The sequence below is a fragment of the Streptomyces sp. PSU-S4-23 genome, from assembly GCF_055632315.1.
The window spans coordinates 4,663,398-4,676,012 of sequence record NZ_JBVMUU010000002.1 but is presented as its reverse complement, the minus strand read 5'-3'; the positions used below and the strand labels follow the sequence as shown (position 1 = coordinate 4,676,012).

General features: G+C 71.8%; 6 protein-coding genes and 1 rRNA gene. 2 read left to right on the top strand and 5 right to left on the bottom strand.

Going from position 1 to position 12,615, the window contains the following annotated elements; genetic code table 11:
* Window positions 1-101: 101 nt before the first annotated feature.
* Together ACZ79I_RS21450 and ACZ79I_RS21445 are read right to left on the bottom strand one after the other, a co-directional pair.
* Window positions 102-1,626 (bottom strand): 16S ribosomal RNA (locus ACZ79I_RS21450).
* Window positions 1,627-2,300: 674 nt separating this feature from the next.
* Entirely contained in the window at window positions 2,301-2,849 is a 549-nt protein-coding gene (locus tag ACZ79I_RS21445) for a MarR family winged helix-turn-helix transcriptional regulator (RefSeq protein ID WP_471499106.1), read from the bottom strand.
* A 181-nt stretch (window positions 2,850-3,030) separates the two neighbouring features.
* Here ACZ79I_RS21445 and ACZ79I_RS21440 point away from each other — a divergent pair, with 181 nt between their 5' ends.
* A complete protein-coding gene (locus tag ACZ79I_RS21440; protein WP_471499105.1) occupies window positions 3,031-4,290 on the top strand; it encodes an MFS transporter in 1,260 nt (419 codons plus the stop codon).
* A gap of 42 nt (window positions 4,291-4,332) precedes the next feature.
* Here the strand turns inward: ACZ79I_RS21440 and ACZ79I_RS21435 are convergent, their stop codons facing one another.
* Both ACZ79I_RS21435 and ACZ79I_RS21430 read right to left on the bottom strand, forming a co-directional pair.
* Window positions 4,333-5,985, bottom strand: a complete 1,653-nt coding sequence (locus ACZ79I_RS21435) for an ATP-binding SpoIIE family protein phosphatase (RefSeq protein WP_471499104.1) — start codon at window positions 5,983-5,985, stop codon at window positions 4,333-4,335.
* Between the two features lie 210 nt (window positions 5,986-6,195).
* Window positions 6,196-7,596: an NAD(P)/FAD-dependent oxidoreductase gene (locus ACZ79I_RS21430; RefSeq protein WP_471499103.1), complete on the bottom strand. Its 1,401-nt coding sequence runs from the start codon at window positions 7,594-7,596 to the stop codon at window positions 6,196-6,198.
* A gap of 378 nt (window positions 7,597-7,974) precedes the next feature.
* Here ACZ79I_RS21430 and ACZ79I_RS21425 point away from each other — a divergent pair, with 378 nt between their 5' ends.
* Window positions 7,975-8,730, top strand: coding sequence for a TetR/AcrR family transcriptional regulator (locus tag ACZ79I_RS21425; protein ID WP_471499102.1), 756 nt, complete (start codon window positions 7,975-7,977; stop codon window positions 8,728-8,730).
* A 316-nt stretch (window positions 8,731-9,046) separates the two neighbouring features.
* On the opposite strand, the gene ACZ79I_RS21420 is transcribed toward ACZ79I_RS21425, so the two are convergent.
* Window positions 9,047-12,574, bottom strand: a complete 3,528-nt coding sequence (locus ACZ79I_RS21420; RefSeq protein WP_471499101.1) for an AfsR/SARP family transcriptional regulator — start codon at window positions 12,572-12,574, stop codon at window positions 9,047-9,049.
* Window positions 12,575-12,615: the final 41 nt, after the last annotated feature.

Below are 12,615 nucleotides of genomic sequence, written 5' to 3'. Positions count from 1 at the left end.
TGTGCCGAGTAGTCAACGTTCCACCCATGAGCAACCAGCATCGGACACTCGCCGATGTACTGGCCTCTGGACCGCCGAAGCAGCCTAGAAGTGCTCCTTAGAAAGGAGGTGATCCAGCCGCACCTTCCGGTACGGCTACCTTGTTACGACTTCGTCCCAATCGCCAGTCCCACCTTCGACAGCTCCCTCCCACAAGGGGTTGGGCCACCGGCTTCGGGTGTTACCGACTTTCGTGACGTGACGGGCGGTGTGTACAAGGCCCGGGAACGTATTCACCGCAGCACTGCTGATCTGCGATTACTAGCGACTCCGACTTCATGGGGTCGAGTTGCAGACCCCAATCCGAACTGAGACCGGCTTTTTGAGATTCGCTCCACCTTGCGGTATCGCAGCTCATTGTACCGGCCATTGTAGCACGTGTGCAGCCCAAGACATAAGGGGCATGATGACTTGACGTCGTCCCCACCTTCCTCCGAGTTGACCCCGGCGGTCTCCCGTGAGTCCCCAGCACCACAAGGGCCTGCTGGCAACACGGGACAAGGGTTGCGCTCGTTGCGGGACTTAACCCAACATCTCACGACACGAGCTGACGACAGCCATGCACCACCTGTACACCGACCACAAGGGGGCACCCATCTCTGGATGTTTCCGGTGTATGTCAAGCCTTGGTAAGGTTCTTCGCGTTGCGTCGAATTAAGCCACATGCTCCGCCGCTTGTGCGGGCCCCCGTCAATTCCTTTGAGTTTTAGCCTTGCGGCCGTACTCCCCAGGCGGGGCACTTAATGCGTTAGCTGCGGCACGGACCACGTGGAATGTGGCCCACACCTAGTGCCCACCGTTTACGGCGTGGACTACCAGGGTATCTAATCCTGTTCGCTCCCCACGCTTTCGCTCCTCAGCGTCAGTATCGGCCCAGAGATCCGCCTTCGCCACCGGTGTTCCTCCTGATATCTGCGCATTTCACCGCTACACCAGGAATTCCGATCTCCCCTACCGAACTCTAGCCTGCCCGTATCGACTGCAGACCCGGGGTTAAGCCCCGGGCTTTCACAACCGACGCGACAAGCCGCCTACGAGCTCTTTACGCCCAATAATTCCGGACAACGCTTGCGCCCTACGTATTACCGCGGCTGCTGGCACGTAGTTAGCCGGCGCTTCTTCTGCAGGTACCGTCACTTGCGCTTCTTCCCTGCTGAAAGAGGTTTACAACCCGAAGGCCGTCATCCCTCACGCGGCGTCGCTGCATCAGGCTTGCGCCCATTGTGCAATATTCCCCACTGCTGCCTCCCGTAGGAGTCTGGGCCGTGTCTCAGTCCCAGTGTGGCCGGTCGCCCTCTCAGGCCGGCTACCCGTCGTCGCCTTGGTGAGCCGTTACCTCACCAACAAGCTGATAGGCCGCGGGCTCATCCTGCACCGCCGGAGCTTTCCACCCAAGGAGATGCCTCCCCGGGTCGTATCCGGTATTAGACCCCGTTTCCAGGGCTTGTCCCAGAGTGCAGGGCAGATTGCCCACGTGTTACTCACCCGTTCGCCACTAATCCACCCCGAAGGGCTTCATCGTTCGACTTGCATGTGTTAAGCACGCCGCCAGCGTTCGTCCTGAGCCAGGATCAAACTCTCCGTGAATGCTTACCCGGCCGGTAAATGAATACCACCGGTCGACACCACGAGAGCGGAACCACCAGAGGAATAACCCAGTGGTTCACAGCATCCTCGCTGTGTTGTTTCAAAGGAACCTCGACCATCGGAACACAAAGCTCCGACAGACGGGGCATCAACATATCTGGCGTTGACTTTTGGCACGCTGTTGAGTTCTCAAGGAACGGACGCTTCCTTCGTACTCACCACGAGAACCACTCTCACGGCTTTCCTCCGGGCGCTTCCCTTCGGTGTTTCCGACTCTATCAGATCTCTCTCGATCCGATTTCCTCGGCGCTTTCCGGCCTTTCGGCCTTCCGGCGTTGTCGACTCTACCAGACCCTTTCGGGCCCGATCCCTGTCAACCGGGTTTGTCCTCGCGGCCGTTGAGCCGTTCCGACGCCCCAGACCCTAGCGGATCCCTCCGGCGATTCCCAATCCGGTCGGACCGGGAGTCGTCGAACCCAAATCGATTTGAATTCGGGCACGCCGAAATTCAACCCCGTTGGGAGATCGAGCTGGATGGTTTGGGTGCCGCTGCTGCGGCGGGAGGTGCTGCCCCAGGACCGTTACGGCTCCGTGGCAACCCGAAGAACTTTACGGATCAGGGGATGGACTGTCAAGCATCCCCCGGGTTCGTCGGCGCCAAACCTCCGGTGGTGTCAGTCCAGGTCGTTGAGGCGGCCGCCGGCGTCCGGCTGGGCGTGCTCGACCCGGCGCAGCAGGCGTGTGAGCACGTCGCCCAGGACGGTGCGTTCCTGGGGGGAGAGGTCCTGGAGGAGGTCCTCCTCGAAGACGGAGGCGAGACGCATCGCCTCCAGCCACTTCTCGCGGCCTTCGGCGGTCAGCTCGACGATCACACGGACACGGTTGGTCTCGTCGCGCTCCCTGGTGACCAGCCCCTCGCTCACCATGCGGTCGATGCGGTGGGTCATCGCGGCCGGCGTCAGACCGAGTCGCTTGGCCAGCTCACCGGGGCCCATGCGGTAGGGGGCGCCGGAAAGGACGAGGGCCTTGAGGACCTCCCACTCGGCGTTGCTGATGCCGAGCCCGGCGGTCTGGCGGCCGTAGGCGACGTTCATCCGGCGGTTGAGGCGTGACAGGGCCGAGACGATCTTCTCGACCTGGGGGTCCAGGTCCCGGAACTCGCGCTGATAGGCGGCGATCTGCTCGTCGAGGGTCGGCTCGCTGACGCCGTGGGTGTCGCCCATGGCCCGCAGTATGGCATGCGACGCTTGGCGTCGAAGTCCTTCAGGGTGTACTGTTTAGTATCTAACTTTAGCTTCGAAGTCTTCAGGGTTAACTGCTTCAGAGGTAAGGCCCGCGGGGTCGGACCTCACCAGTGCCCTCCTTCCAAGGCAGGTGAACGTGACCAGGGCAAGGGGCGCAGCGATGCGCCGGATCCATGTGGGCAGCGCGCTCAGCGCGTTCGGCCTCGGCTTCACCGTCCCGTACCTGTACGTCTATGTGGCGCGGGTGCGGGAGCTCGGCGCGGTGACGGCGGGTCTCGTGCTCGCCGTCTTCGCCGTGGCCGCGCTCGTCGTGCTGCCGTTCGCCGGACGGGTCATCGTCCGGCGCGGCCCGCTTCCGGTGCTGCTCACCGCCCTGCTCACGACCGCGGCCGGCGCGCTGAGCCTGGGGCTCGCGGCCGGACCGGTGTCCGTGCTGCTGTCGGCGGCCGTGCTCGGCGCGGGTCAGGCCGTGATGCAGCCGGCGCTGGCCACGATGATCGTGGACTGCTCGACGGCTCAGACCCGGTCGCGGGCCTTCGCCGTGCAGTTCTTCCTGCAGAACCTGGGGCTCGGCGTGGGCGGGCTGATCGGCGGTCACCTGGTCGACGTCTCACGCGCCGCGTCCTTCACCCTGCTGTTCTCGATCGAGGCGGCGATGTTCCTGCTGCTCGTCGTGATCATGTCGACCGTACGGGTGCCACGGGCGCCGGCGCTCCAGTCCGCCGCTCCCCGGGGCGGCGGGGCGGGCTGGAGGCGGTTGGTGGGCGACCGGGCCATGGTGCGGTTGTCCGTGCTGGGCTTCGTGCTGTTCTTCGCCTGCTACGGACAGTTCGAGTCGGGGCTGAGCGCGTACGGCGTCGAGACGGCCGGGATCTCGACGTCCGCGCTGGGTACGGCGCTGGCGGCGAACACGGCGGTGATCGTGATCGCGCAGTTCGCGGTGCTGGGGTTCGTGGAGCGGCGCAAGCGGACACGGGTGATCGCGGCCGTGGGGCTGATCTGGGCCGCGGCGTGGGCCGTGGCGGGGTACGCGGGCCTGGGGGACGGCGGCCGGGCCACGGCGACCGCCGCGTTCGTCGCGACGTACGGGCTCTTCGGCCTCGGCGAGGCGATGCTGTCGCCGACGGTCGCGCCGCTGGTCGCCGACCTCGCGCCGCCGGGCCTGGCCGGCCAGTACAACGCGGCCTTCGCCCTGGTGAAGCAGCTCGCGCTCGCCCTGGGCCCCGCGGTGGGGGGCCCGCTCGCCGCGGCGCTGCCCGCGCCGTACATCGTGACGTTCCTGCTGTGCTCCCTGGGCATCACGTTCCTCGCGCTCAGGCTCGGGCGGCTGCTCACCCCGGTGCAGAACCAGCCGTCGGCGAGGAGCCGTGTGGTGGCGCAGGGGGGTGCCGCGGCGGGACACGCGACGGCGCGTGCCTGACCGGAGCGCGTCCGGGCCGGAGGGCCCGGACGCCACGGGCGGTCAGCCCGTCCCGCGCGGCAGTGCGAACTCGCACCAGACCGCCTTCCCGCCCCCCGGCGTCCGTCTCGACCCCCAGCTGGAGGCGATGGTCGCCACGATCGCGATCCCCCGCCCCGCCTCGTCCGCCGGCTCCGCCCGGCGGCGGCGGGGCAGCTGCTCGTCCCCGTCCGTCACCTCGATGATCAGCCGCCGGTCGGTGCGCCGCAGCCGCAGGCGCATCGGCGGAATCCCGTGCTGCAGCGAGTTCGCGACCAGCTCGCTCGCCGCCAGCACCCCCAGATCGTGCAGGTCCACCGGGAACCGCCAGCTCGTCAGCACCCCGGAGGCGAACGCACGCGCGCGTGGGGCCGCCTCCACGCCGCCGAGCAGCTCCAGCGCGGCGTTCCGGAAGAGGTCGCCGTCCGGGCCCGTGCGCGCCGGGTGCTGGAGGACGAGGACCGCCACGTCGTCGTCGTGCCCCGCCGTGACGCCCGCCGAGCGGACCAGGCGGTCGCAGATCACCTGCGGCGTGCCCGTGGCGCCCGCGAGCGCGCCCTCCAGGGCCGCGATGCCCTCGTCCAGGTCGGCGTCCCGGCGCTCGACCAGGCCGTCGGTGTAGAGCACGGCCGTGGAGCCGGGGCCCAGCGGCACCGAGCCCGAGGCGTGCATCCAGCCGCCGGTGCCCAGCGGCGGGCCGGTGGGTTCGTCGGCGCGCAGCACGTTGCCGTTCTCGTCGCGGACCAGGATCGGCAGATGGCCCGCCGAGGCGTACACCAGCCGGCCCTCGTTCGGGTCGTGGACGGCGTACACGCACGTGGCGATCTGGTTGGCGTCGATCTCCGCGGCGAGGCCGTCCAGGAGCTGCAGGACCTCGTGCGGGGGCAGGTCGAGGCGGGCGTAGGCGCGGACGGCGGTGCGGAGCTGGCCCATCACGGCGGCCGCCCGTACGCCCCTGCCCATGACGTCGCCGATGACGAGGGCCGTGCGGCCGCCGCCGAGGGTGATCACGTCGTACCAGTCGCCGCCGACCGCGGCCTCCGTGCCGCCGGGCTGGTAGGTGGCGGCGATGCGCAGGTCGTCGGGCTGCTCCAGCTCCTGGGGCAGCAGAGAGCGCTGGAGGGTCACCGCGGCCTCGCGCTGTTCGCGCTCACTGGCCCGCAGCCGCTCGGCGGCCTCCGCGTGGTCGGTGACGTCGGCGGCGAAGATCAGCACGCCCCTGGCCTTGTCGTCGCGTACGTCCACCGGCGTACAGGTGAACGTGTACGAACGGCCGCCGGGCGCCTTGCGGGACTTGACCGTGCGCGGCCTGGAACTGCGCAGCACCTGGTCCAGGAGCGGGAGGAGGCCGAGCTCGTCCAGCTCGGGCAGCGCCTCACGCGCGGGTGCGCCGGCCGGGCGGGTGCCGAAGGCCGCCGCATAGGCGTCGTTGACGTACGCGATGCGGTGGTCGGGGCCGTGCAGCAGGGCGACGAGGGCCGGAACACGGTCGAGGACCTCGCGCACCGGCAGTTCGTCGACCGCGGGCACGCTCGACGTGTCGTCGGTGGGCCGTTCGGCGCGGGCCGCGGGCACGGAGCCGTCCCCCCGCCGGTCCGGGGGGACCGCGTGCCCGGTCCGCGCTGCCGCGCGGCGCTGCGTTCCGGGGAGCCGGGCGCTCCAGCGCGTGAAGTTCACCGATTCCTTGCCTCGTCGTTGTCGTCTCCGGCCGGCTCCGGAACCGGTCGGGGTCCGGGGGCCTGCCCCCGGGGGGTGTGCAGCGCGGTGGGGAAAGCCTGATGGGTGCGTCGCGGCGGGGGTCGGCCCGCCCGTGGTCGGGGACCAGTCTGGCCGACCGGACCGACATCCGTCAGACGCCCGCCTCTCCGGCGGAGTTCCTGGATACGGTCAGGACGACCCCTTCGGGTTTCCTGAAGGCTTTCCACCGGCCGCGAGTTCGAACTCCGCACGGGGATGTTCGAGTGATCCGAGAGAGACGATCTCCCTCTTGAAGAGTCCCGCGAGCGTCCATTCGGCGAGCACGCGGGCCTTGCGGTTGAAGGTGGGAATCCTGCCGAGGTGGTACATGCGGTGCATCAGCCAGGCAGGGTAGCCCTTCAGCCTGCGCCCGTAGACGTGCGCAACGCCCTTGTGCAGTCCGAGGGAGGCGACGGAGCCGACGTACTTGTGCGCATACGTCTCCAGGGGCTCGCCGCGCAGCGCGTGCGCGATGTTGTCGCCGAGCATCTTCGCCTGGCGCACGGCGTGCTGGGCGTTGGGGGCGGTCTCCCCGCCCGGTTCGGCGGCGGTGACGTCGGGGACGGCGGCGGCGTCTCCCGCGCCCCACGCGTGCGTGACGCCGTCCACGGCCAGCTGGGGGGTGCACTTGAGCCGCCCGCGCCCGTCCAGCGGCAGGTCGCTGGCCGCGAGGACGGGGCTCGGCTTCACCCCGGCGGTCCACACGACCGTACGGGTGCGGAAGCGCGTGCCGTCGCTGAGGACGGCGACGCGGTCGACGCACGATTCGAGACGGGTGTGGAGGCGCACGTCGATGTTGCGGCGGCGCAGCTCGGTGACCGTGTACCGGCCCATCTCCTCACCGACCTCGGGCAGGATGCGGTCGGACGCCTCCACGAGGATCCACTTCATGTCCTCGGGCCTCAGGTTGCGGTAGTAGCGCGAGGCGTAGCGGGCCATGTCCTCCAGTTCGCCGAGCGCCTCCACGCCGGCGAAGCCGCCCCCCACGAAGACGAAGGTGAGGGCGGCCTCGCGGACGGCGGGGTCGCGGGTGGAGGAGGCGATGTCCATCTGCTCGATGACGTGGTTGCGCAGGCCGATGGCCTCCTCGACGGTCCTGAAGCCGATGCCGTGGTCGGCGAGACCGGGGATCGGGAGGGTGCGCGAGACGGAGCCGGGGGCGAGGACGAGTTCGTCGTAGGAGACCTGCGCCGTCTCCCCGGTCTCCTGGGTGGCGAGCGTGGCGACGGTCGCGGTGCGCTTGGCGTGGTCGATGGCCGTGACCTCACCGACGACGACCTGGCAGCCGTCCAGGACCCGGCGCAGCGGCACGACGAGGTGGCGCGGTGAGATGGCGCCGGCGGCCGCCTCCGGCAGGAATGGCTGGTACGTCATGTACGGGTTGGGCGAGACCAGCACGATCTCCGCCTCGCCCCGGCCGAGCTCCGCTTTCAGTTTCTGCTGCAGGCGCAGGGCCGTGTACAGACCGACGGAGCCACCGCCGACGATGAGGATGCGCACGCACTTCGAGGTTTCGGGGGGTGTCGCCCATTGGGATGCTGCCGTCACCATCCCATGACGCACCCGGCGCCGGGGTTTGTCCACAGGCCCAGCAAATTGTGTGACCGGACACAAGCTCCGGCCGGAGTTGACCGAATTGCCGGGGTGTGGAGAATCGGCGCAGGTCAGCGGGTATGAGGGGCACGAGGTCGGCAGGTACAAACGGGATGTAACCGGCCCGTACTCCGATCGGGGGGCGCTCCGTGCGGAACCTGCCCCTTCTGAATTGACTCCCGCTCAACTATGTTCGTGTGTCGACGGGGTGCGGGGGATGCGTTCGGCGGGTCCGCGACGGGCGGTCCGGCCGGATACGACGCTTGTTCCGTATGCTCCGGCTTCCGATGACGGGGAGTGTCTCCGGGGGGAGACGTCATTACCGGGGGAACGCTTATGCACATTCAGGACTCTCATTGGCCGTCCGCGTCCGCCGTCGCATCGGCGGGCGCGGTGGGTAACGGACGCGGGGACGGTGCGCGGACGGCACCGCTGCGCGTGGACGCACAGCGCAATCTGGAACATGTACTGCGCGCGGCGCGCGAGGTCTTCGGCGAGCTGGGGTACGGAGCGCCGATGGAAGACGTGGCGCGGCGCGCGAGGGTCGGCGTCGGCACGGTCTACCGGCGCTTTCCGAGCAAGGACGTCCTGGTGCGCCGGATAGCCGAGGAGGAGACCGCCCGGCTGACCGACCAGGCCCGGGCGGCACTCGGCCAGGAGCACGAGCCGTGGTCGGCCCTCTCCCGCTTCCTGCGCACGTCGGTGGCGTCGGGCGCCGGCCGGCTGCTGCCGCCGCAGGTGTTGCGCGTGGGGGTCGTCGAGGAGGGCGCCGAGAGGTCCGGCGCGGTGCCGGCGGAGGAGGCGCGGGTGCCGCAGCAGCGGCCCCAGCCGGCCGCCGAGCTGCGGCTCGTCGAACAGCGGACCGCCGCGGTGCTGGCCGACGCGGGTGCGGAGACGCTGCTGGAGGTCGTCGGACAGCTCGTGGAGCGGGCGCGTGCGGCGGGCGAGCTGCGGTCGGACGTCACCGTGTCGGACGTGCTGCTCGTGATCGCGACGGCGGCGCCCTCGCTGCCGGACCCCGCCCAGCAGGCGGCGGCCTCGTCCCGGCTGCTCGACATCCTCCTGGAGGGGCTGCGGTCACGCCCGGCGTGAGCGGGCGTCACCGCTGTCAGGCGTACCGGCGGCCGCGGGCGGGCCCCTGAGGTCCGGGGCCTCCCGGGCCGTCCGCGGTCCGTGCGCGGGTGCTGCGCCGCCCACCCGTGCGCGGGTCCGGTGCGGCCGGCGGGTCTGCCCGCGTCCGCGGGTCACGCCCGTCCGGTGGCTTCCGCCGGGGTCCCGTATCGCCCGTTTCGGTGATTTTCCACAGGACGAGGTCCGGGTGGGGTCCGTTCGATCCGGGGGCGCCCGCGAACGGCGCGGAGTCGTGGCTCACCCGACGTTCGCCCGACGGCGTGCGACGGGACAGGGCTCACCCGGTGGAAGGGTCCCCGGACGCCCGCGCCAGATCCCGTAGGACGTCGTCCGGGGTGAAGGCCGAGCCCTTCGCGCCTTCGGCGTCGAAGCGGGCCCGGCCCAGTGCCTCCAGGGCTGTGCGCCGCGTGCGCTCGGCCTGCGTGCGCTCCGGTTCGGCGCGCACGGAGCGCCCGCGCCAGCGGTCGGCGGCCGCCAGCAGCCGAACCGCAGCGGCGAGTTCGCCGCCGGTCGCCAGGACGTTCGCCGCGATGTCCACGAGCCCCGCCGTCACCGACTCCGCGCACCGGCTCGCCACGGCCCGGCCCAGCGCCTCGGCCAGCTTCGTCAGCCCCGGCTCCGGGCCCGACTCGGCGACCGTGACGAGCGCGTCCATGCCGTTCAGCGCGGCGATGAACTGCGGAGGCGGCGTGCCCCGGTGGCTCTCCGCCCGCGCGCGCTCCCACCATGCCCGCGCCCGGGCCGTCTCCCCCTCGTCCAGCGCCATCTGAGCACGCAGCAGGGACACGTAAGCGCGGGCGTCCTGCGTGGCGTGCCGGTCGGCGGCATCGCTCGCCTCGTCCAGCGCGGTCCGGGCGTCCGTCCGCTTGCCCTCGCGGTACGCGATCTCGCCGAGCCGGGCGAGCAGGAACGGCGCCTCCGCGTGCGCTCCCACCTCGTGGGCGAGCCTCAGCGCCTCCCCGTACTCGCTCTTCGCCTCCTCGAAGCAGCCGCGCGCCATCGCCGCCTCGCCCGCCGCGCTGCACACCTGGGCGCGCATCCAGCGGTCGCCGACACGGCGGCTGAGCGTGCGCAGCTCGGCCAGATCGCCGTCCACGTCGTGCACTCCGCCGGGGGAATCGACGCGCAGGTGCGTGCGCATCATGAGGGCGACGCCGACCTCCCAGTCGCCGCCGTGTCTGCGGCAGTCGGCCAGGACCGCGTCCATGGCGTGCCGTACCCGGTGCGGCTCGTCCAGGTGGTACACGGCCACCGGCCAGACCATGCCGGGCAGCCGGGCCGCGTCCGGGCCGCCCCGCTCGAAGGCCCGGCGGATCCGGGCGACGTACCGCTGCCACCGCTCGTCCCGCGCCGAGGCCGCCGGGCGCAACTCCACGACCAGGAACACATGCAGCATCCGCAGCCTCATCCGCATCGGGTGGAGGGGATGCGCCGTCCCGGCGTCCTCGTCGGCGAGGAACGCGTCGACGTGGTCGACCGCGGCGAGCTCCGTGAGGACGTCGGCAGCGGGACGCGCCGCGAAGGCGGCAGGACGCACCGCGGAGGCGGCGGGGACACCCGCGTCGCGGGGCCGGGACGCCGAGACGCCGGGGACGCCGGGGACGCCGGACGAGGCGGCCACCGGGCGGTCGTGCGCGTCCAGGGCCGCGCCCAGGCGCAGCACGCGGTCCGCCCACTCCGCGCCCTCGCGGCGGAAGTTGCGCAGCCACCAGAACCAGCCCGTCGCGAGAGCGATCGCGCCGGCCTCCTCCTCGGCGCCTGCGACGACGGCCCGGTACAGCCCGGCCCTGATGTTGTCCAGCTCCGTCTCCAGGCGCCGGATCCAGGGCAGTTGCTCGGCCGACCGCAGCTTCGGGTCGGCCTCCTCGACGAGCGCCCGCACCCATGCGCGGTGCCTGCGCTCCGCCGCCGCGCGCAGCTCGGGGACCTCCGCGGCGCGCTCGGTGGCGTACTCGTGGATGGTCTCCAGCATGCGGTAGCGCATGCCCGAAGCGCCGCCGTCACCGCCGTCACCGCCGTCACCGCTGCGGGCGTCACCGCCGTCACGGTCGTCACGGTCGTCGCGGTCGCCGCCCCCGACCGGAGTCGCGACGATCAGGGACTTGTCCACGAGCGCCCCGACGAGGTCGGCGGCGGGCCCGGTGCACACCGCCTCGGCCGCGGCGAGATCCCAGCCGCCGGCGAAGACGGCGGCCTCGCGCAGCATCGTGCGCTCGCGCTCGTCGAGCAGGTCCCAGGACCAGTCGACGACCGCGCGCAGGGTCTGCTGGCGGGGCAGGGCCGTGCGGCTCCCGGAGGTGAGGAGCCGGAAGCGGTCGTCGAGGCGGTCGGCGATCTGCCGGGGAGTCAGCAGCCGGAGGCGGGCGGCGGCCAGCTCGATGGCCAGGGGCAGACCGTCGAGGCGGCGGCAGATCTCGTCGACGGCCACCAGGTCGCCCGCGGGACCCGCGTCGGGGCGCACGGCCGCCGCACGCTCCAGGAAGAGGCGGCGCGCGGGATCGGGCGGCAGGGGGTCGACGGGGCGGACCGACTCGCCGGGCACGCCCAGGGGCTCACGGCTGGTGGCGAGGATCGTGAGGCCGGGGCAGTGCGTCAGGAGCGTCTCCGCGAGCTCGGCCGCGGCGTCGACCACATGCTCGCAGTTGTCGAGGATCAGCAGTTCGCGGCGCGGGGCGCAGTGCTCGATCAGAAGGGCGATCGGGTCGTCCTGCGGCACCGCCATCTCGTTGGTGACCAGCACGGTCTCCCGCAGGCCGAGGGCGCTGACCACCGCGGCGGGCACCGCCTCCGGCCGGTCGAGCGGGGCCAGCTCGGCCAGCCACGCCTGCGGCAGCCCGGTGGCGGCCTCCTCGGCGAGCCGGGTCTTCCCGGAGCCGCCCGGCCCGGTGAGGGTGACCAGTCGGGCCCTGCGCAGATCCGCGCGGATGGCGTCGAGTTCGCGTTCCCGCCCGACGAACGAGTTCAGCCGGGGGCGGAGATTGCCGCCGGTGCGGGCGGTGGGGGCAGCGTGGGCGGCCCGGGCGGTGGGAGAGGTGCCGGACGGCGCGGGGCCGGCACCGCGGTGGGTGTCCGGCGCTGGTGGGGGCGGGTCCGGGGACAGCAGCTCGGCGTGCAGCGCGCGCAGTTCCGGTCCCGGGTCGGCGCCCAGCCCCTCGGCGAGGGCGCGGCGTACCCCCTCGTAGGCCGTCAGGGCGTCCGCGCCGCGGCCCGTGGCGCGCAGGGCCCGGATGAGGAGGGCGTGGAGGCGTTCGTCGAACGGATGGGCGGTGGTCAGTTCGGTCAGCTCGGGTACGGCGTCGGCGGCGCGGCCCAGCCGCAGGTCGGCCTCGACGCGGGCGCGGGTCGCCTCCAGGCGCAGGGCCTCGGGGCGGGCGGCGGCCGCACGGTCGGGGAGGTCGGCGAGGGCGGGGCCGTGCCACAGGGCGAGCGCGGCGCGCAGTTCGCGGGCGGCGGTGTGCGCGTCGCCCCGGGCGAGGGCCGACGTACCGCGCCGGACGAGGTCCTCGAAGACGAAGAGGTCCACGCTGTCGCCGGCGGCGGCCAGCCGGTAGCCGCCGGGCCCGGAGACGACCGCGTCCCGGCCGACGGCACGGCGGAGCCGTCCGACCAGCGCCTGGAGGGCGGCGGTGGCGTCGAGCGGCCGGTCGCCGCCCCACACCTCGTCGATCAGGGTCTGCGGGTCGGCGGTACGGCCGGGGCGCAGGGCGAGCGCGGTGAGCAGCGCGCGGACCCGGGGTCCGCCGACGGGTACGGGGGTCCCCCGGTCGTCCTCCACCTGGGCAACTCCGAGAATCCTGTACCGCACCGCCCCATTCTCACCGGCGGCGGGTGGCATGGCACGGGGTT